At 58.4% G+C, this 18,617-nt stretch carries 22 protein-coding genes; 14 read left to right on the plus strand and 8 right to left on the minus strand.

The window, feature by feature from the left end:
• Positions 1 to 132: 132 nt before the first annotated feature.
• The 3 genes from zapG (at position 133) to degS (ending at position 3,492) form a co-directional block, all read left to right on the plus strand.
• Positions 133 to 537 (plus strand): Z-ring associated protein ZapG, encoded by a 405-nt coding sequence (gene zapG, locus ACL2XQ_RS23125; protein ID WP_410013369.1) that lies wholly within the window; start codon positions 133 to 135, stop codon positions 535 to 537.
• Positions 538 to 703: 166 nt separating this feature from the next.
• The gene (degQ, locus tag ACL2XQ_RS23130; RefSeq protein ID WP_410013368.1) at positions 704 to 2,083 is read left to right on the plus strand and encodes a serine endoprotease DegQ; all 1,380 of its coding nucleotides are present in this window, start codon (positions 704 to 706) and stop codon (positions 2,081 to 2,083) included.
• Positions 2,084 to 2,424: 341 nt separating this feature from the next.
• Entirely contained in the window at positions 2,425 to 3,492 is a 1,068-nt protein-coding gene (degS, locus tag ACL2XQ_RS23135; protein WP_410013367.1) for an outer membrane-stress sensor serine endopeptidase DegS, read from the plus strand.
• 106 nt (positions 3,493 to 3,598) lie between these two features.
• Here the strand turns inward: degS and murA are convergent, their stop codons facing one another.
• From murA to mlaF, 7 genes are all read right to left on the minus strand, one after another.
• Positions 3,599 to 4,858 (minus strand): UDP-N-acetylglucosamine 1-carboxyvinyltransferase, encoded by a 1,260-nt coding sequence (gene murA, locus ACL2XQ_RS23140; RefSeq protein ID WP_410013366.1) that lies wholly within the window; start codon positions 4,856 to 4,858, stop codon positions 3,599 to 3,601.
• Between the two features lie 65 nt (positions 4,859 to 4,923).
• Complete coding sequence (gene ibaG / locus ACL2XQ_RS23145) at positions 4,924 to 5,184, minus strand: BolA family iron metabolism protein IbaG (protein ID WP_413721524.1); 261 nt, start codon at positions 5,182 to 5,184, stop codon at positions 4,924 to 4,926.
• Positions 5,185 to 5,276: 92 nt separating this feature from the next.
• Positions 5,277 to 5,585 carry a lipid asymmetry maintenance protein MlaB gene (gene mlaB / locus ACL2XQ_RS23150; protein WP_410013364.1) on the minus strand — a complete coding sequence of 103 codons (309 nt, stop codon included), beginning with the start codon at positions 5,583 to 5,585 and terminating at the stop codon, positions 5,277 to 5,279.
• Positions 5,578 to 6,213 (minus strand): phospholipid-binding protein MlaC, encoded by a 636-nt coding sequence (mlaC, locus tag ACL2XQ_RS23155; protein WP_410013363.1) that lies wholly within the window; start codon positions 6,211 to 6,213, stop codon positions 5,578 to 5,580. Before mlaC ends, mlaB begins: the two co-directional genes overlap by 8 nt.
• Before the next feature lie 14 nt (positions 6,214 to 6,227).
• On the minus strand, positions 6,228 to 6,800 hold the full coding sequence (gene mlaD / locus ACL2XQ_RS23160; protein WP_410013362.1) for an outer membrane lipid asymmetry maintenance protein MlaD: 573 nt from the start codon (positions 6,798 to 6,800) through the stop codon (positions 6,228 to 6,230).
• Between the two features lie 4 nt (positions 6,801 to 6,804).
• Entirely contained in the window at positions 6,805 to 7,590 is a 786-nt protein-coding gene (mlaE, locus tag ACL2XQ_RS23165; RefSeq protein WP_410013361.1) for a lipid asymmetry maintenance ABC transporter permease subunit MlaE, read from the minus strand.
• A gap of 7 nt (positions 7,591 to 7,597) precedes the next feature.
• Positions 7,598 to 8,407 (minus strand): phospholipid ABC transporter ATP-binding protein MlaF, encoded by an 810-nt coding sequence (gene mlaF, locus ACL2XQ_RS23170; RefSeq protein WP_410016722.1) that lies wholly within the window; start codon positions 8,405 to 8,407, stop codon positions 7,598 to 7,600.
• A gap of 251 nt (positions 8,408 to 8,658) precedes the next feature.
• Here mlaF and ACL2XQ_RS23175 point away from each other — a divergent pair, with 251 nt between their 5' ends.
• From ACL2XQ_RS23175 to npr, 11 genes are all read left to right on the plus strand, one after another.
• Positions 8,659 to 9,624, plus strand: a complete 966-nt coding sequence (locus ACL2XQ_RS23175) for a calcium/sodium antiporter (protein ID WP_410013360.1) — start codon at positions 8,659 to 8,661, stop codon at positions 9,622 to 9,624.
• A 34-nt stretch (positions 9,625 to 9,658) separates the two neighbouring features.
• Positions 9,659 to 10,645 (plus strand): arabinose-5-phosphate isomerase KdsD, encoded by a 987-nt coding sequence (gene kdsD / locus ACL2XQ_RS23180; protein WP_410013359.1) that lies wholly within the window; start codon positions 9,659 to 9,661, stop codon positions 10,643 to 10,645.
• A 14-nt stretch (positions 10,646 to 10,659) separates the two neighbouring features.
• Positions 10,660 to 11,223, plus strand: coding sequence for a 3-deoxy-manno-octulosonate-8-phosphatase KdsC (gene kdsC / locus ACL2XQ_RS23185; protein WP_413721526.1), 564 nt, complete (start codon positions 10,660 to 10,662; stop codon positions 11,221 to 11,223).
• Positions 11,220 to 11,789, plus strand: coding sequence for an LPS export ABC transporter periplasmic protein LptC (gene lptC, locus ACL2XQ_RS23190; protein WP_413721527.1), 570 nt, complete (start codon positions 11,220 to 11,222; stop codon positions 11,787 to 11,789). Before kdsC ends, lptC begins: the two co-directional genes overlap by 4 nt.
• Positions 11,767 to 12,348 carry a lipopolysaccharide ABC transporter substrate-binding protein LptA gene (lptA, locus tag ACL2XQ_RS23195; RefSeq protein ID WP_410013356.1) on the plus strand — a complete coding sequence of 194 codons (582 nt, stop codon included), beginning with the start codon at positions 11,767 to 11,769 and terminating at the stop codon, positions 12,346 to 12,348. Before lptC ends, lptA begins: the two co-directional genes overlap by 23 nt.
• A gap of 14 nt (positions 12,349 to 12,362) precedes the next feature.
• Entirely contained in the window at positions 12,363 to 13,088 is a 726-nt protein-coding gene (lptB, locus tag ACL2XQ_RS23200) for an LPS export ABC transporter ATP-binding protein (RefSeq protein ID WP_410013355.1), read from the plus strand.
• A gap of 47 nt (positions 13,089 to 13,135) precedes the next feature.
• Positions 13,136 to 14,569 carry an RNA polymerase factor sigma-54 gene (gene rpoN / locus ACL2XQ_RS23205; RefSeq protein ID WP_410013354.1) on the plus strand — a complete coding sequence of 478 codons (1,434 nt, stop codon included), beginning with the start codon at positions 13,136 to 13,138 and terminating at the stop codon, positions 14,567 to 14,569.
• Positions 14,570 to 14,592: 23 nt separating this feature from the next.
• Positions 14,593 to 14,880 (plus strand): ribosome hibernation promoting factor, encoded by a 288-nt coding sequence (gene hpf, locus ACL2XQ_RS23210; RefSeq protein ID WP_162366255.1) that lies wholly within the window; start codon positions 14,593 to 14,595, stop codon positions 14,878 to 14,880.
• A 106-nt stretch (positions 14,881 to 14,986) separates the two neighbouring features.
• Positions 14,987 to 15,466, plus strand: coding sequence for a PTS IIA-like nitrogen regulatory protein PtsN (gene ptsN / locus ACL2XQ_RS23215; RefSeq protein WP_410013353.1), 480 nt, complete (start codon positions 14,987 to 14,989; stop codon positions 15,464 to 15,466).
• A 111-nt stretch (positions 15,467 to 15,577) separates the two neighbouring features.
• Positions 15,578 to 16,432: an RNase adapter RapZ gene (gene rapZ / locus ACL2XQ_RS23220; protein ID WP_410013352.1), complete on the plus strand. Its 855-nt coding sequence runs from the start codon at positions 15,578 to 15,580 to the stop codon at positions 16,430 to 16,432.
• Positions 16,429 to 16,701: a PTS phosphocarrier protein NPr gene (gene npr / locus ACL2XQ_RS23225; RefSeq protein WP_410013351.1), complete on the plus strand. Its 273-nt coding sequence runs from the start codon at positions 16,429 to 16,431 to the stop codon at positions 16,699 to 16,701. The genes rapZ and npr overlap by 4 nt, the downstream gene beginning before the upstream one ends.
• On the opposite strand, the gene ACL2XQ_RS23230 is transcribed toward npr, so the two are convergent.
• Complete coding sequence (locus tag ACL2XQ_RS23230) at positions 16,702 to 18,615, minus strand: BglG family transcription antiterminator (RefSeq protein ID WP_413733268.1); 1,914 nt, start codon at positions 18,613 to 18,615, stop codon at positions 16,702 to 16,704.
• Positions 18,616 to 18,617: the final 2 nt, after the last annotated feature.

Below are 18,617 nucleotides of genomic sequence, written 5' to 3' on the forward strand. Positions count from 1 at the left end.
AGGGCAACAAATAACAATGCTTTGCCCGCGGTGACGCTATCGGGATTCCCCACCGACCGGGTAAACGGTTATAGTGGGAAGTATAGAGTGTGAAAACCCTACGGGACAACGAAGTCAAATATAGGAGTCATTATGACCTGGGAATATGCGCTGATTGGATTAGTGGTCGGTATCATCATCGGTGCGGTCGCAATGCGGTTCGGCAACCGCAAACTACGTCAGCAGCAAACGCTGCAGCATGAGCTGGAAAAGAGCAAGGCGGAGCTGGAGGAATACCGCGAGGAGCTGACCGGCCATTTCGCCCGCAGCGCCGAACTGCTCGATAACATGGCCGACGATTACCGCCAGCTTTACCAACATATGGCCAAAGGCTCCAATAGCCTGTTGCCCAACCAGACCGGCGAGGATAATCCGTTCCGTTACCGCCTGACCGAGGCGGAATCGGATAACGATCAAATCCCGGCGGGCATGCAGCCGCGGGATTACCCCGCCAGCGCCACCGGCCTGCTGCGGGGCACGCGGGAACCACGTAAATAACTTTACAATAAGGCGGGATATCGCCAGCCCCCGCTGACATAACCTTACTGCGCCACCGCTGAACTTTAGCCGTCCCAACAGGGTCATAGAAGAACAAAAAGTGGCGTTTTAACATGGTTAATGATTAATGGCGTCGTTCACGGACAGCAAGCGAGTAATAAGTTTAATGAAAACCACACCTTTATTCAGCGCATTGGCACTTTGCATCTCATTCGGCTTAACCTCTTCCCTGCCTGCCCAGGCGGCGCTGCCGGCCGCGGTACCCGGGCAGACCATGCCCAGCCTGGCTCCCATGCTGGAAAAAGTGCTGCCGGCGGTGGTCAGCGTACATGTGGAAGGTACCCAGCAGGTGCAGCGCCCGACCCTGCCGAAGGAATTCAAATACTTTTTCGGCCCGGGCACCCCGCAGGGCGATCAGCAGCCCGGCGATTCCCGTCCGTTTGAAGGCCTGGGCTCCGGCGTTATCATCAACGCCGCCAAGGGGTATGTCATCACCAACAACCATGTGGTGAACGGCGCGGATAAAATCAAGGTGCAGCTTAACGACGGCCGCGAGTTCGACGCCAAGCTGGTCGGACGCGACGAACAGACCGATCTCGCGCTGCTGCAGCTGCCGGACCCGAAAGGCCTCAGTGAAATCAAGATGGCCGATTCGGACAGCCTGCGGGTCGGCGATTTTGCCGTGGCGGTGGGCAACCCCTTCGGCCTGGGGCAGACCGCCACTTCCGGTATTATTTCGGCGCTGGGGCGCAGCGGCCTGAACCTGGAAGGGCTGGAAAACTTTATCCAGACCGACGCCTCCATTAACCGCGGCAACTCCGGCGGGGCGCTGATTAACCTCAACGGCGAGCTTATCGGCATCAATACCGCCATCCTGGCGCCCGGCGGCGGCAATATCGGCATCGGCTTCGCCATCCCGAGCAATATGGTGCAAAACCTGAGCCAGCAGTTGATTGAATTCGGCGCGGTCAAACGCGGCCTGCTCGGCATCAAGGGCAGCGAAATGACCGCCGATATGGCCAAGGCCTTCAAGATCGATACCCAGCGCGGCGCCTTTGTCAGCGAAGTCCTGCCGGGCGGCGCCGCCGCCAAGGCGGGGGTGAAGGCCGGCGATATTATCGTGTCTATCGAAGGCAAGCCTATTACCAGCTTTGCCGAGCTGCGGGTGAAAATCGGCACCACCGCGCCGGGCAAGGCCGTTAAGCTGGGCCTGCTGCGCGAAGGTAAACCCGTGGAAGTGACGGTCACGCTTGACGACAGCGCCGCCACCACCAGCAGCGCGGAAATCCTGACCCCGGCCCTGCAGGGCGCCTCGCTCAGCAACGGGCAGTTGAAGGACGGCACCAAGGGCGTGGCGGTGGATGACGTGGCCAAAGACACCCCGGCGGCCCAGATCGGCCTGCATAAAGGCGATGTGATCATCGGCATCAACCGCGAACGGGTGGAAAACATCACTCAGTTGCGTAAAGTGCTGGAGGCCAAGCCCGCGGTCATGGCCATGAATATCATGCGCGGCGACGAGAGTATTTTCCTGTTACTGCGCTGATGCACCCTATAGCTTTCGGGTGACAGGCAGGCGGCAAGCGAGTGAATCCCGATGAGCTTACTCGTGTAAGTGATTCGGGTGAATAAGCGTAGCCAACGCACCTGTCGCGTGAAAGATGACGGGTATACCCTATAGCTTTCGGGTGACAGGCAGGCGGCAAGCGAGTGAATCCCGATGAGCTTACTCGTGTAAGTGATTCGGGTGAGTAAGCGTGGCCAACGCACCTGTCGCGTGAAAGATGACGGGTATAGGTCAAAACATAAAAAATCGGACACTGACCATGCAGCGTTCGATAAACTCATGTTATCCTGCCGCTATTTCCTTCCTCTTGTTCGGACATCATGCTGGTTAAGCTTCTACGTGCGGTTATTTTTGGACTTATCATCGCGGGCGTCATGCTGCTGGCGTTGCCTGGGCTGCGTTCCACCACCGGCACGCTGATTGCCGGCCATGCCGACAGCGACGACGAGACCCCGGTCAGCTATAACCAGGCGGTGCGCCGGGCCGCGCCGGCCGTGGTCAACGTTTACAACCGCAGCATGAATACCGGTTCCCAAAACGAACTGGAAATCCATACCCTGGGTTCCGGCGTCATCATGAACCAGAAGGGTTACCTGCTCACCAATAAGCATGTTATCAACGATGCCGAGCAGATTATCGTGGCGTTGCAGGACGGCCGGGTCTATGAGGCGCTGCTGGTCGGCTCCGATAGCCTCACCGATCTGGCGGTGCTGAAAATCGACGCCACCAACCTGCCGGTTATCCCCATCAATCCCCGCCGCGCGCCGCATATCGGCGATGTGGTCATGGCCATCGGCAATCCCTATAACCTGGGCCAGACCGTGACCCAGGGCATTATCAGCGCCACCGGCCGCATCGGCCTCAGTCCTTCCGGGCGCCAGAATTTTCTGCAGACCGATGCCTCCATCAACCGCGGCAACTCCGGTGGGGCGCTTATCAACAGCCTGGGCGAACTGGTGGGGATCAATACCCTGTCGTTCGATAAAAGCAATAACGGCGAAACGCCGGAAGGCATCGGTTTCGCCATTCCCACCGCCCTGGCCACCAAGGTGATGAACAAGTTGATTCGCGACGGACGGGTGATCCGCGGATATATCGGCATCGGCGGGCGCGAGGTGGCGCCCCTGCATACCACCGGCGCCAATATGGATCGCATCCAGGGCATTATCGTCAATGAAGTCACCCCCGGCGGCCCGGCGGCGCAGGCCGGCATCAAAGTCACCGACGTTATCCTTAGCGTCAACAATAAGCCGGCGATATCGGCGATTGAAACCATGGACCAGGTGGCGGAAATCAGGCCAGGCTCGGTGATCCCGGTGGTGATTTTACGCAACGGCGCCAAGCTGACGCTGAATGTGACCATCCAGGAATATCCGGCTTCGGATTAACAGGGGTGTTGACGGTGCGGATGAATACGCCAGCGGCCGACGCTTAAGCGGGGATGGAGCGGGGGAATAACGCCCTGCCTGAAAACACCGGCAGGGCGATAAGCGGTTATTCGCCGGTGACGCGTTCGATATTGGCGCCCAGCTTGCGCAGCTTGGCCTCGATGCAGTCATAGCCGCGATCGATATGGTAGATGCGATCCACCAGCGTAACGCCTTCGGCAATGCATCCGGCCAGCACCAGGCTGGCGGACGCGCGTAAATCGGTGGCCATCACCTGCGCGCCGGACAAGGTTTCCACCCCGTGGCAGATGACCGTATTGCTTTCGATCTCCGCCCGCGCGCCCATGCGGATCAGCTCCGGCACATGCATAAAGCGATTTTCAAAAATGGTCTCGGTAATCACGCCGGTGCCTTCGGCCACCAGGTTCAGCAGGCTGAACTGCGCCTGCATATCGGTGGGGAAGCCGGGATGGGGCGCGGTGCGCACGGTGACGGCTTTAGGCCGCTGGCCATGCATGTCCAGGCTTATCCAGTCGTCGCCGGTTTCGATATCCGCGCCGGCTTCGCGCAGCTTGGCCAGCACCGCGTCCAGCGTATCGGGACGGGTTGCCCGGCAGACTACGCGCCCGCGGGAGACCGCCGCCGCCACCAGGAAGGTACCGGTCTCGATGCGATCGGGCAGCACGCGATAAACGCCGCCGCCAAGGCGTTCCACGCCCTCGATGGTGATTTTATCGGTTCCGGCGCCGGCGATCTTCGCCCCAAGCGTAATCAGGAAGTTGGCGGTATCGACAATTTCCGGCTCGCGGGCGGCGTTTTCAATAATGGTGGTGCCTTCCGCCAGGGTGGCGGCGCTCATAATGGTTACCGTGGCGCCGACGCTGACTTTATCCATGACGATATGCGCGCCGCGCAGCCGCCCGTCCACCGACGCCTTGACATAACCCTCTTCCAGCTTGATGGTGGCGCCGAGCTGCTCAAGGCCGGTAATATGCAGATCCACCGGCCGTGCGCCGATGGCGCAGCCGCCGGGCAGGGAAACCTGTCCCTGGCCGAAACGGGCTACCAGCGGCCCGAGCGCCCAGATGGACGCGCGCATGGTCTTGACCAGTTCATAAGGCGCGCAGAACACGTCCACCCCGCCCGCATCCACATGCACCGACCCGTTGCGCTCGACTTTGGCGCCAAGCTGGCGCAGCAGTTGCATCGTGGTATCGATATCTTTTAATTTTGGTACATTTTGTATTTCTACCGGCTTTTCCGCCAGCAGCGCGGCGAACAATATCGGCAACGCCGCATTTTTAGCGCCGGAAATGGTCACTTCGCCATTCAGGCGGGTCGGACCCTGGACACGGAATTTATCCATCAACACTGCTCTCTGTATTTAACGGGCTTAGATATACAACGCCATAGCGCGGCATCGCCTACAACTTAAAAACCATTCAGCTTACGATCGCGCCGCCACTCTTCCGGGGTATACGCCTTGATAGAGAGTGCATGGATACGATTGTCCGAAATATATTCCATCAACGGGCCGTAGACCGCCTGTTGTTTTTTAATACGGCTCATGGAGGCAAACCGCTCGCTCACGACGATGACCTGGAAATGGCTGCCATCGCCCGTTACATGCGCTTCTTCCAATGCCAACGCCTCGGCGTTCATCAGCACTTCTTTGATTTCGTGGTTTTCCATAAGGGTCAAATCACTGTCATGGGTCGGGAAACAAGCCGATATCTTAGATGAATACGTCGTCATCGGAAACAGGCAATAATGTGTTCATTCTGTCAGCCGGGCGAATCGTCCGCGCAGGGCAGGATATTATGCAGGTTGTACAAGGTGATAAGGGTGCGCAGTTTATCGGTGACGCCGGTAAGCATGAGCGTACCGCCGCGCCTGGCCTGCAGCGCGCACAGGTGCAGCATCAGGGCCACGCCGGCGGAGTCCACCCGATCCAGCCGCGAGACGTCCAGGAAGCGGATGCCCTGCAGGGCCTGTTCGCGCTGTTCCCAAAACGGCAACAGCGTGACGCGATCAAGCTCGCCCCGCAGGACAAGCGTGTCTTCCTCGGCTTGCCAGCTCAGGGTTTCAGCCATTGCTTTTCTTATCCAGCGAGATAGGTTGCGCGGCGGCGGCCTGTAACTGCCTGGTCAGCCCCTCGATCCCCTGCTGGCGCAGCGTCGAGGCCCATTCATTCTGCTTGGTGGTGATCATGCTCACCCCTTCGGCGATCATATCGTAGGCCTGCCAGTTACCGGTCTGGCTGTTCTTGCGCCATTGAAAATCCAGCCGTACCGGCGGGCGCCCACCCTGATCGACGATGGTGACGCGAATGGCGACGATCGTGGCATCGCCCACGGGCTGCGGCGGGGCAACCTGGTAGGTCTGGTTGCTGTACATCGCCAGCGCCTGGCCGTAGGCCTGCTCCAGATAAGCCTGGAAAGCCTTGAAGTAGGCATCGCGCTGCGCCGGGGTGGCCTGGCGGTAATAGGTGCCGAGCACCAGCGCGCCGGCGTATTTGACCTGCACATAGGGCAGCAGTTCTTCACGCACCACATCGCGCAGCACGTTGGGATTGGCGCGAATCTGGCTTTGTTCGTTCTTGAGGCGGGTAAAGGTTTTATCCGCCGCCGCGTTCATCAGCGCATAGGGATTGGTCTGGTCGACAGCCTGGGCCAGCGGCGCAACCGCAAGCAGGGCCAGCAGTAAAAATCGTGTAAACATAAAACATTATCCTCTTATTTTGCCGCCGCCGCGGGGGCGTTGCCGTCGGCGGATGCAGGTGCGTGGGCCGCGCCGCTGGTCGGGGCGGGCCCGTTGTCGCCGGAAACAGGCGCGGGTTTGTCGCCGCTTTTGTACAGGAACTGGCCGATCAGGTCCTCCAGCACCAAGGCTGATTTGGTATCCTGAATAATACCGCCATCCTTAAGGATAGACGTTCCCATATCCGGGTCCTCGAAGCCGATGTTCAGCGCCAGGTATTGTTCGCCCAGCAGGCCCGAGGTGCGGATCGCCAGGGAGCTGGTATCGGGGATATGATTGTAGGTGTCCTCGATGTCCATCGATACCCTGGGCGCATAGGTTTTCGGGTCGAGGGTAATCTCCGCCACCCGGCCTACCACCACGCCGCCCACTTTGACCGGCGAACGCACCTTCAGGCCGCCGATATTATCGAAAGTGGCCGAAATACGGTAGGTGGACACGCTGCCCATCGAGCGGATATCCGCCACTTTCAGGCACAGGAAAATAACGGCGCACAGGGCGATGATCATAAAAACGCCGACCCAGATTTCACTCTTTTTCGTTTGCATTAACTCACTTCCCAAACATCAGTGCTGTCAGCACAAAATCCAGTCCCAACACCGCCAGGGACGCATGGACGACCGTTCTGGTGGTCGCGCGGCTAATCCCCTCCGACGTCGGGATCGCATCATAACCGTTAAACAGCGCGATCCAGGTGACCGTAATGGCGAAAACCACGCTCTTGATCAGGCAATTCACCAAATCCTGGTGCCAATCCACCGCGCCTTGCATGGCGGACCAGAAATAACCGTTGTCGATCCCCTTCCAGTCCACCCCCACTATGCCGCCGCCCCAAATGCCCACCGCGACAAAAATGGCCGTCAGCAGCGGCATGCTGATGACGCCGGCCCAAAAACGGGGCGCCACGATGCGCCGCAGCGGATCGACCGCCATCATCTCCAGGCTGGACAATTGCTCGGTGGCCTTCATCAACCCGATTTCGGCGGTCAGCGCCGACCCGGCGCGCCCGGCGAACAGCAGCGCGGTCACCACCGGGCCCAGCTCGCGCAGCAGCGACAACGCCACCATCATGCCCAGGCTGGCCTCGGCGCTGTAGGTGGTCAGGATAATATAGCCCTGCAGCCCCAGCACCATGCCGATAAACAACCCCGACACAATAATAATGATTAACGATTGTACCCCGACGCTGTAGAGCTGCTTTATCAACAGCGGCCACTGCTGCCGGAAGGCGGGTTTGCCCACCAGCGCGTTAAATAACATCACGCCTGACCGCCCGAAAGTATGGCAGACGCTGATGCCCCGGCGTCCAAAGGACGCTAATGCTTGTTGTAGTAGCATGGCTCGGTCAACTCCCTGAACCTAAAAGCTGTGTTTTATAATCTCTGGCGGGGAAATGAAACGGCACCGGACCATCGGCGATGCCGTCCAGGAACTGCCGCACCCGCGGATCCTGGTTGGCGCGCAGCTCGGCCGGCGTTCCTTCCGCGATAACATGCTGCTCGGCCACGATGTAAGCGTAATCGGCGATGCTCAATACCTCTGGCACGTCATGGGAGACCACGATGCAGGTGACGCCCAGCGCGTGGTTCAATTCATCGATAAGTTTGACCAGCACGCCCATGGTAATGGGGTCCTGCCCGACGAAAGGCTCGTCAAACATAATCAGTTCCGGGTCGAGGGCGATGGCGCGGGCCAGCGCGGCGCGCCTGGCCATGCCGCCCGAGAGTTCGGAAGGCATCAGCGACGCGGCCCCGCGCAGCCCCACCGCCTCAAGTTTCATCATCACGGTGGTGCGCAGCACTTCTTCCGGCAGCCGCGTGTGCTGCCGCAGGGGGAACGCCACGTTTTCAAACACGTTGATATCGGTAAACAGGGCGCCGGACTGGAACAGCATGCTGATTTTTTTGCGCACCTCGTATAGCCGCCCGCGCGATAAGGAGGGAATATTGTCGCCGTCAAACCAAATTTCGCCGCTGTCGGGCGGCAGCTGGCCGCCAATCAGGCGTAACAGGGTGGTTTTACCGATACCCGACGGCCCCATGATCGCGGTGATCTTTCCCCGCGGCACCTGCAGGGTGATGTTGTCGAATATCGGCCGATTGCCGCGCCGGAAGCTCAATCCGCGGATATCGACCAAATGCTCCGTCTGGTTCATGTCATTACTGCCCATATCTTGCCCACTTAAAGCCCATTGCCCTAGATATTAAAGCAATAGGACCGATTCATCGAACTTTTACATAAAATTACCCTGGCGGCGGTAAGATAGGATCAATAGCCGATGTTTTACTTTTGGCCCGCGGGCAGTCAAAATTAAGACGCGCGCCGGTTGCCGGCATCCTTACCCTTCCGCCCGGGAAGCGGCGGTGGCGACGGCGGCCCAGGATTCTTTCACATCAAGGACTTCATATGTTTTTTGCCACGTCATTATTAGTTATTGGTCTTATTCTACTGGTTTATGGCGCGGATAGATTGGTTTACAGTGCTGCCGTGATCGGCCGGTCGCTGGGTATGGCGCCCTGGCTGGTGGGCTGCACCATCGTCGCATTGGGCACGTCCCTGCCCGAACTGCTGATCGCGGTCACCGCCGCGCTGAATCATCAACTCGATATGACCGTGGGCAATATCCTTGGTTCCAATGTGATCAATAGTTTATTGATCGTCGGCGGCGCGGCGCTGATCCGTCCCATGGCCTTCCATTCGGACATCGTGCGGCGCGAGCTGCCGCTGCTGCTGCTCGCCACCGCGCTGTGCGGCCTGGCGCTGGCGGATCGCGCCCTGGGCCGCCTGGATGGTATAATACTGTTGCTGGCGGCGATAGGGTATATTGCCGCCATGATCGCCCTGACCCGCCGGGCGCAGAGCGCCGGCAACGACAGCCTGACCCGCGAACGGCTGGCTGAGCTGCCGCAGGACACGCCGGATAGCGGCACAACCGTGGCGGTGCTGTGGCTGGCGCTGGCCTTTATCATCATGCCCATATCGGCGCATATGGTGATTGATAACGCGGGCGTGGTGGCCCGGCATCTGGGGGTAAGCGAGTTGGTGATCGGCCTGACGGTGGTGGCCTTCGGCACCAGCCTGCCCGAACTGGCAACCGTTATCGCCGGCGCCCTGAAAGGGGAAAACGATATTGCCCTGGGCAATCTCATCGGTTCCAATATCGTCAATAGCCTGCTGGTGCTGGGCGTGCCGGCCCTGCTTTCGCCCGGCCGGTTCAATCCGCTGGCGTTTACCCGCGATTATTGGGTTATGCTGGCGGCAAGCATTATATTAACCGCCTTTTGCCTGGGAAAGCGCCGTAGGATCAACTCTGGCATGGGCGCTCTGTTATTATGTGGTTTTGCCGCCTATGTTACGGTGTTGTTTATTTAGCCCGCGGACGCTGCCGGGCGCATCAGGATACGTTATGTCACATTTGTCGTTAGCGCCGGATTTTGATTTCCCGGCAGCAGGTAAACAGGTCCTCGCCGCCGAGCGTGAAGGCCTGGCGCAGCTTGATCAATATATCAACGACGATTTTCGCCGCGCGTGCGAAAAAATATTTTATTGCAGCGGCAAAGTCGTGGTGATGGGGATGGGCAAATCGGGCCATATCGGCCGCAAGATGGCGGCGACCTTCGCCAGCACCGGCACGCCCTCCTTTTTTGTCCATCCCGGCGAGGCCAGCCATGGCGATCTGGGCATGGTATCGGCCCAGGACATCGTCATCGCCTTGTCCAACTCAGGCGAATCCAATGAAATCCTGGCGCTGATTCCGGTGCTCAAGCGCCTGCAGATCCCGCTTATCTGCATGACCGGCAATCCGGCCAGCGCCATGGGCAAGGCGGCGGATATCCATATCTGCGTCCACGTGCCCCTGGAAGCGTGCCCGCTGGGCCTGGCTCCCACCACCAGCACCACCGCCGCCCTGGTGATGGGCGACGCGCTGGCGGTGGCGCTGCTGCAGGCCCGCGGCTTTACCCCCGAAGACTTCGCCCTGTCCCACCCCGGCGGCGCGCTGGGCCGTAAACTATTGCTGCGGGTGACCGATATCATGCACAGCGGCGAAGAAATCCCGGTGACGCCGCGGGATGCGTCATTACGCGACGCCCTGCTGGAAATCACGCGTAAAAATCTCGGCATGACGGTGATATGCGACGATAAGCTGAATATCGCCGGCATTTTTACCGACGGCGACTTGCGCCGGGTGTTCGATATGGGCGTGGATTTAAACCAGGCGCGCATCGCCGACCTGATGACCGCCGGCGGTATCCGGGTGACGCCCAATACCCTGGCGGTCGACGCCCTTAACCTGATGCAGTCGCGCCATATCACCTCGGTGCTGGTGGCCGACCAGAACCGGCTTATGGGCGTGGTGCATATGCATGATATGCTGCGAGCCGGCGTTATTTAACAAGGAAACCCGCCATGCAAGAGACCACCCTTATCGCGACCTGTTACGGCCCGGTCGACCAGCGGATACTGCAATGCGCCCGGGATATCCGGCTGCTGGTGTGCGACGTGGACGGCGTCCTGTCGGACGGCTTTATCTACCAAGGCAACCAGGGCGAGGAGCTCAAGGCGTTTAACGTCCGCGACGGCTACGGCATCCGATGCTTACTGACATCCGGCATCGAGGTCGCTATTATTACCGGCCGGTCCGCCCAACTGGTGGAAGATCGCGCGCGTACCCTGGGGATCTCCCATCTCTACCAGGGCCGGTCGGATAAGCTTTTGGCCTTTGAGGATCTATTGGTTAAACTATCTTTAACAGCGGATCAGGCCGCGTATATCGGCGATGATCTTATTGATTGGCCGGTGATGTCGCGGGTGGGATTAAGCGTCGCCGTGGCGGACGCGCATCCTTTGCTGCTGCCGTTGGCCGATTATGTGACGCATATTGCCGGCGGTCGCGGCGCGGTTCGCGAAATCTGCGATTTAATTCTGCTGGCGCAAGGGAAGCTTGATGATGCCAAAGGGCAGTCGGTATGAGTAAAACAAGATGGTGGGTCACCCTACTGCTGGTATTGGTGGTCCTGGTGCTAATCGGCCTGAACCTGACCGATAACGACGGCAGCCAGAACGCGGTGGCGCCCGATGCCGGCGAACCCACCTACCAGAGCGAACATACCATTACCCTGGTATACAATCCGTTGGGCGCCATGAATTATCGCTTGATCTCCGAGCACGTCGAGCACTTCGCCGTCGAGCAGATTAGCTGGTTTACCCAGCCGGTGGCGACGATGTACGATGAGAATAAAGTCGCCACCTGGACAGTCCGGTCCGATCGGGCCAAGCTGACCAATGATAAAATGCTTTATTTATACGGCCATGTTCAGGTTGACAGTCTGACCGAAACCTCACAACTGCAGCGTATCAGAACCGATAACGCGGTGGTGAATCTTGTTACGCAGGATGTTTCCTCCGATGACGAGGTGACCCTATATGGCATCGGATTTAACTCTAAAGGCATGAAAATGCGCGGAAACCTGCGGAACAAGACTGCCGAGCTGATTGAAAAGGTTAAGACCTCTTATGAAATCCAAAATCCAAAATAACATCTGTTACGTTTTTGCGGCCGGCGCGCTGCTGCTGGCGAGCGCCAATGCCCTGGCGCTGACCGGCGATACCGACCAGCCGATCAATATTGATTCCGAGCAGCAGGCCGTCGATATGCAGACCAATGTCGTCACCCTTACCGGTACGGTGGTGGTCAAACAAGGCTCCATCGACATCCGGGCGGACAAAGTGGTCATCACCCGCCCCAACGGCGAACAGGGCAAGGAAGTGGTCGAGGGTTACGGCAATCCGGTGACGTTTTACCAGATGCAGGACAACGGCAAGCCGGTGAAGGGCCATGCGCAAAAGGTCCGCTATGAGCTGGCCAACGATTTTGTGGTGCTGACCGGCGACGCTTATCTCGAACAGCTCGACAGCAACGTCAAGGGCGATCGCATCACCTACCTGGTTAAACAACAGCAAATGGAAGCCTTCAGCGACAAGGGCAAACGGGTCACCACCGTATTGGTGCCGTCCCAGCTGCAGGATAAGAACCCGGCGGGCGCGGCACCCAAAGCGTCCTCAGCGCCCAAGGCGCCCAAATCCGGCACTAAATAAGAGTAATTGAACCCATGGCAACATTAATCGCAGAAAACCTGGCTAAAGCCTACAAGGGCCGACATGTGGTGGAAGACGTCAGCCTCAAGGTCAGCTCAGGGGAAATCGTCGGGTTGCTGGGGCCGAACGGGGCCGGCAAGACCACCACGTTCTACATGGTGGTCGGCATCATCCAGCGCGACGCCGGGCGCATTATTATCGATGACGACGATATCAGCCTGCTGCCGTTGCATACCCGCGCCCGGCGCGGCATCGGCTACCTGCCGCAGGAAGCGTCGATTTTCCGCCGCCTGAGCGTGTTTGATAACCTGATGGCGGTATTGCAGATCAGAAACGATCTCAGCGCTTCGCAGCGCGACGACCGCGCCAATGCGCTGATGGAAGAATTCCATATCGCCCATCTGCGCGATAACCTGGGGCAATCATTATCCGGCGGCGAGCGGCGGCGGGTGGAAATTGCCCGCGCCCTGGCGGCCAACCCTAAATTCATCCTGCTTGACGAGCCCTTTGCCGGCGTCGACCCGATTTCCGTCATCGATATCAAGAAAATCATTGAACATCTGCGCGATAGCGGCCTGGGCGTGCTGATTACCGATCATAACGTACGCGAAACATTGGACGTCTGCGAGCGCGCCTATATCGTAAGCCAGGGACATCTTATCGCCCATGGCACACCCGCCGAAATCCTTCAGGACGAGCAGGTGAAGCGTGTTTATCTGGGCGAAGAGTTCCGCCTCTGATAAGGTGTCCTGAAGTGAAAGCCCCAAGAGGTTAATTGACGCATTATATGAAGCAAGGTTTGCAACTCAGGTTTAGTCAGCAACTCGCCATGACTCCGCAGTTACAGCAAGCAATACGCCTGCTGCAACTGTCTACGCTTGAACTTCAGCAGGAGATTCAAACCGCGCTGGAAAGCAACCCCTTACTTGAGCAAACCGATGTCCATGAAGAAATAGACTCACACGACGTACCCGACAGCGAATCGCTTGATACCCGCGAGGCGATGGAGCAGAAGGACATGCCGGAAGAACTGCCGCTTGACGCCACCTGGGACGAAATGTACTCGGCGGGCACGCCCTCGGGCACCGGCACCGACTACCGCGACGAAGAACTGCCGATTTACCAGGGCGAAACCATCCAGACCCTGCAGGATTACCTGATGTGGCAGGTGGAGCTGACGCCGTTTTCCGATACCGATATCGCCATTGCCACCTCCATCGTCGACGCGGTGGATGAAACCGGTTACCTGACGGTGCCGCTGGAAGATATCCTCGAGTGCATCGGCGACGACAGCGTCACCATGGACGAAGTGGAAGCGGTATTAAAACGCGTGCAGCGCTTTGATCCGGTGGGCGTGGCGGCGCGGGATCTGCGGGATTGCCTGCTGATCCAGCTATCGCAGCTGTCGAAGGATTTCCCTTACCTGAACGAAGCCAGGCTTATCGTCAGCGACTATCTCGATCTGCTGGCCAGCCATGATTTCCGCAGCCTGCTGCGATCCACCCGCCTAAAGGAAGACGTGCTGAAATCCGCCATGGCGCTGATCCAATCCCTCGATCCCCGGCCCGGCCAGTCAATCAATACCACCGAATCGCAATATGTCATCCCGGACGTCCTGGTGCGCAAGGTGCATAATCGCTGGACGGTGGAGCTCAATACCGACAGCATTCCCAATCTTAAAATCAACCAGCAATACGCCGCGCTCGGCAATACCACCCGCAATGACTCGGACGGACAATTTATCCGCAGCCATTTGCAGGAAGCGCGCTGGTTGATCAAAAGCCTGGAAAGTCGTAATGACACGCTGTTAAAAGTGACCCGCTGCATCGTGGAGCAGCAACAGGCGTTTTTCGATCAGGGAGAGGAGTATATGCGGCCCATGGTGCTGGCGGATATCGCCCAGGCGGTGGAGATGCACGAATCGACGATATCCCGCGTCACGACGCAAAAATATCTGCACAGCCCGCGCGGCATTTTTGAACTGAAATATTTTTTCTCCAGCCACGTCAATACCGAGGGGGGAGGCGAAGCGTCTTCTACGGCCATTCGTGCGCTGGTGAGAAAATTAATCGCCGCGGAAAACCCGGCGAAGCCGCTAAGCGATAGCAAGCTGACCACCCTGCTTTCCGATCAGGGCATTATGGTGGCGCGGCGAACCGTGGCAAAATACCGAGAGTCTTTGTCCATCCCGCCGTCAAACCAGCGTAAGCAAATGGTTTGACCTCTACAGAGAAGGAAGACACTATGCAGCTGAATATTACCGGACAGCGCGTTGAAATCACCGATGCTTTGCGCGATTTCGTGACGACGAAATTTTCCAAGCTGGAACAATACTTCGACCGGATCAATCAGGTATATATTGTTCTGAAGATCGAAAAAGTCCAGCAGATTGCCGAAGCGACGATCCATGTCAACGGCGGTGAGCTGCACGCGACGTCAGAGGCGGACGATATGTATGCCGCCGTCGATTTGCTGATCGACAAGCTGACGCGCCAGTTGAACAAACATAAAGAGAAACTGAAACAGTACTGAATTCACTGTAGCCATTATCGCTACCTAACCTCACATCGGCTCGTTATCCGTACGATAACGGGCCGATGAGTCTTAAAGGTGAAACAAGCGCCTTAAGTGAAATGAAATGACTAACGATACAGCTTTGCAAATAAACACGGTGTTAAGCCTTGAGTGCACCCGCGGCTCCATCCACTGCCAGAGCAAAAAGCGCGCGCTGGAAATTATCAGCGAGCTGGCGGCCAAGCAGCTCAACCTGGCGCCGCAGGTGGTGTTCGAGGCCGTATTGACCCGTGAACGCATGGGCAGTACCGGTATCGGCAACGGTATCGCCATCCCGCACGGCAAGCTGGAAGAAGACACCCTGCGCGCGGTCGGTGTGTTTATCCGCCTGGAGCAGCCCATTGCCTTTGATGCGATAGATAACCAACCGGTGGATTTGCTGTTTGCGCTATTGGTGCCGGCCGAGCAGTGTAAAACCCATTTGCACACCCTGGCCCTGGTGGCCAAGCGCCTGGCCGATAAAACGGTCTGCCGTCGCCTGCGCGCCGCGCAAAGCGATGAAGAGCTGTATGCCATAATGACGGAAACGGAAGCCGGGTCTTAACGCGCCGGGTCGGATTGCCTGCCCGGCGCTGTACCGACCAGCGGGGAGTCATTGGCGCGATTACGGCAAGCGTGGCCAATGGGTCAATAAAAATACCAGAGGGGAGTCGTCATGGTGCTGATGATTGTCAGCGGTCGATCCGGTTCAGGGAAATCAGTCGCGCTGCGCGCGCTGGAAGATATGGGGTTTTATTGCGTCGATAACCTGCCGGTGGTGCTGCTGCCGCAATTGGCCAATACGCTGGCCGACCGGAATATCTCCGCCGCGGTGAGCATTGATGTGCGCAATATGCCCGAGACGCCGGAGATTTTCGAGCACGCCATGGACAACCTGCCGCAAAGCTTTTCGCCGCAGCTGTTGTTCCTCGACGCCGATCGCAGCACCCTAATCAGGCGGTATAGCGATACCCGGCGCCTGCATCCGTTATCCAGCAAGAACCTGTCGCTGGAAAGCGCCATTGATGAAGAGAATGAACTGCTGGAACCGCTGCGCTCCCGCGCGGATCTGATTATCGATACCACGGAAATGTCGGTGCATGAGCTGGCGGAAATGCTGCGTGCCCGGCTGCTGGGCAAACGCGAGCGCGAGCTGACCATCGTGTTCGAGTCTTTCGGCTATAAGCACGGCCTGCCCATCGACGCCGATTATGTTTTCGACGTGCGTTTCCTGCCCAACCCGCACTGGGATCCCAAACTGCGGCCGATGACCGGGCTGGATAAGCCGGTGGCGGCCTTTCTCGACCGCCATACCGAAGTGCATAATTTTATCTATCAAACCCGCAGTTACCTGGAGTTATGGTTGCCGATGCTGGAAACCAATAACCGCAGCTACCTGACCGTGGCCATTGGCTGCACCGGCGGCAAACACCGCTCGGTCTACGTGGCCGAGCAGCTGGCGGACTATTTCCGTTCACGCGGTAAAAACGTCCAGTCCCGGCACCGCACCCTGGAAAAGCGCAAACCATGACGGTTAAACAAACGGTGGAAATCAAGAACCGCCTGGGCATGCACGCCCGGCCGGCAATGAAGCTATTCGATCTGGTGCAAAGCTTTGACGCGGAGGTGTTGCTGCGCAACGATAGCGGCACCGAAGCGGAAGCCAGCAGCGTTATCGCCCTGCTGATGCTGGACTCGGCCAAAGGCCGGGTGATCGAGGTGGAGGCCACCGGCCCGGATGAGATACAGGCGCTGGCGGCGGTGATCGAGCTGTTTAACGCCGGTTTCGACGAAGACTGATCACGCGCGGCTCAGGCTATCGATGGCCACCGCCTTGAAGCCGGCGAAATCGCGACTGTCGCGCAGCCTGGGCATGGAGCGCTCGCGCACGAAGGTGACGAACAGCTCATAGATCGCCATCGCCTCTTCATAATCGGTCTTATTGATCGCCAGCAGGAAAATCACGTAGGCGGTTTCATTATCGCCCCAGGCTATGCCCTGCGGCGCCAGAATGGTGTAAATCACCGTCTGCCTGGCCAGCAGCCCCAGGGAATGCGGCAGCGCAATGCCGTCGCCCAACAGGGTACTGACGATAGCCTCGCGCTCCACCACCGAGGGATAAAAATCCTTATCCACAACCCCTTCCCGCTTCAGCTGGCCGCATACCTGCTTAAACAGCGCCTGCTGGGTCAGCGGCCGGTCGACAATCATAAAATGCTGTTCAGAAAAGAACTTTTCCAGCATATAAGGGCGGGTGCGATCCACCAGCACCAGTTTGCCCAGCTGTTCGAGCTGATAGTCGCTGGGGAACGGCGCCAGCACCATCACCGGTTTGTTTTTTTCACCGATCCTGACGGTGGAAATGACAAAATCCTCCTCCAGCGCCGGCAGCTTGTCATATTCCCGTAATGAAATCACCTGCGTCACGGCAATCTGCGGATATTTGCGCTTGAGCATCGCCTGGATCATGCGCACCGTCGAGTTGCCGCTGTCGCAGACCAGCAGCGCCTGCGGATGGCGCTGGTAGCCGATATTGTAGTGCCGTTCCAGGCCGACGCCGATATGCAGGACCAGATAGCCTATCTCGTTTTCACTGATGACATACGGGGTATATTTGCCCCAGCTGGTTACCGCCGCCAGCGTCACGTCATAGGCCATGGGATAGTGCTGCTTGATGTTGGCCAGCAGCGGATTGGGAATGGTGATTTGATAGCGCACCCGGGTGATCATGGTCTTGATATGGGTCAGCAGGTCGGCGCGCAGCTGGCTGTCGTTTTGCAGGTTATAGTTATAGTGGCTGTTGATATAGCTGAGGATATAGTCCACCAGCGTTTCGTCGTCGTCGGCGTTAATGGACGAGGGATTGATGTCCTGTATCCGCCGCGCGGCAATATGGATGCGCAGGTAATTTTCCTCCGCCGCCGAAAAGCCCTTGCCGGTTAACGGTTCGATCAGGCGCACCAGCTGCGCGGACGCCGTTTTAATCCCCTCGTCCACCTCCTCCATAGGGAAATCCGGCAGGGGGTAGCCTTGCCGGATGCGTTTGACCGCCACCGCGCTGTACAGAGCCAGATATTGTTCGCCCTCATCGGTAAGCTTGATGCCGCTGGCCACCAGGCTTTGGTGCCAGGCCGGCTTCAGCCGCGGCAGAATATCGAACGGCAGCTCGCCGCTGGCCAGCAGATAGCTGTCATGCTCGTCCAGCGACAGGGAATACATCAGATCGGTCAGGCACACCCGGATGGACGCTTCCTTGCCGAACAGCTTCATGCCGTGGCGGGGTTTGGTCTCGATAGTCAGATCGTAGCGCGACAGCCGTTCGCGCACTTCGCCCATATCGCTTTGCAGCGTGCCGCGGCTGACATACCATTCGTCGGCCACATCCTCCATCTTAAAGGCATAGGCCGAGCTTAAAAAGCGTACCATCAGCGCCGGGATACGCTCGGCGCTGGAATGAGGTGTGCGATTTTGGCGCGGCGTCTGCCGGGAGAGCGAGGCAAAAAGCGGCTCGTCGTCGATTTTCAACTGATAGCCGCTGCCGCGGTTGAGAACAAACTGCGCGCCATGGCCGGACAGGATGGCGTTCAGCGCCTGGATATCGGCCCGCACGGTGCGGGTCGATACCGAAAAACGTCTGGCCAGCTCTTCCTGCGGCAGCGATTCCGCCTGTAATGCGTCGAACATATTGGCCAGTCGCTGGTTAGGAAATCTCACCA

Source organism: Sodalis sp. RH14 (assembly GCF_047324285.1).
Classification (GTDB): domain Bacteria; phylum Pseudomonadota; class Gammaproteobacteria; order Enterobacterales; family Enterobacteriaceae; genus Acerihabitans.

Coding starts and splice junctions, on each gene's coding strand:
- zapG (WP_410013369.1), top strand. CDS start 133: ATGACCTGGGAATATGCGCTGATTGGATTAGTGGTCGGTATCATCATC.
- degQ (WP_410013368.1), top strand. CDS start 704: ATGAAAACCACACCTTTATTCAGCGCATTGGCACTTTGCATCTCATTC.
- degS (WP_410013367.1), top strand. CDS start 2,425: ATGCTGGTTAAGCTTCTACGTGCGGTTATTTTTGGACTTATCATCGCG.
- murA (WP_410013366.1), bottom strand. CDS start 4,858: ATGGATAAATTCCGTGTCCAGGGTCCGACCCGCCTGAATGGCGAAGTG.
- ibaG (WP_413721524.1), bottom strand. CDS start 5,184: ATGGAAAACCACGAAATCAAAGAAGTGCTGATGAACGCCGAGGCGTTG.
- mlaB (WP_410013364.1), bottom strand. CDS start 5,585: ATGGCTGAAACCCTGAGCTGGCAAGCCGAGGAAGACACGCTTGTCCTG.
- mlaC (WP_410013363.1), bottom strand. CDS start 6,213: ATGTTTACACGATTTTTACTGCTGGCCCTGCTTGCGGTTGCGCCGCTG.
- mlaD (WP_410013362.1), bottom strand. CDS start 6,800: ATGCAAACGAAAAAGAGTGAAATCTGGGTCGGCGTTTTTATGATCATC.
- mlaE (WP_410013361.1), bottom strand. CDS start 7,590: ATGCTACTACAACAAGCATTAGCGTCCTTTGGACGCCGGGGCATCAGC.
- mlaF (WP_410016722.1), bottom strand. CDS start 8,407: ATGAACCAGACGGAGCATTTGGTCGATATCCGCGGATTGAGCTTCCGG.
- ACL2XQ_RS23175 (WP_410013360.1), top strand. CDS start 8,659: ATGTTTTTTGCCACGTCATTATTAGTTATTGGTCTTATTCTACTGGTT.
- kdsD (WP_410013359.1), top strand. CDS start 9,659: ATGTCACATTTGTCGTTAGCGCCGGATTTTGATTTCCCGGCAGCAGGT.
- kdsC (WP_413721526.1), top strand. CDS start 10,660: ATGCAAGAGACCACCCTTATCGCGACCTGTTACGGCCCGGTCGACCAG.
- lptC (WP_413721527.1), top strand. CDS start 11,220: ATGAGTAAAACAAGATGGTGGGTCACCCTACTGCTGGTATTGGTGGTC.
- lptA (WP_410013356.1), top strand. CDS start 11,767: ATGAAATCCAAAATCCAAAATAACATCTGTTACGTTTTTGCGGCCGGC.
- lptB (WP_410013355.1), top strand. CDS start 12,363: ATGGCAACATTAATCGCAGAAAACCTGGCTAAAGCCTACAAGGGCCGA.
- rpoN (WP_410013354.1), top strand. CDS start 13,136: ATGAAGCAAGGTTTGCAACTCAGGTTTAGTCAGCAACTCGCCATGACT.
- hpf (WP_162366255.1), top strand. CDS start 14,593: ATGCAGCTGAATATTACCGGACAGCGCGTTGAAATCACCGATGCTTTG.
- ptsN (WP_410013353.1), top strand. CDS start 14,987: ATGACTAACGATACAGCTTTGCAAATAAACACGGTGTTAAGCCTTGAG.
- rapZ (WP_410013352.1), top strand. CDS start 15,578: ATGGTGCTGATGATTGTCAGCGGTCGATCCGGTTCAGGGAAATCAGTC.
- npr (WP_410013351.1), top strand. CDS start 16,429: ATGACGGTTAAACAAACGGTGGAAATCAAGAACCGCCTGGGCATGCAC.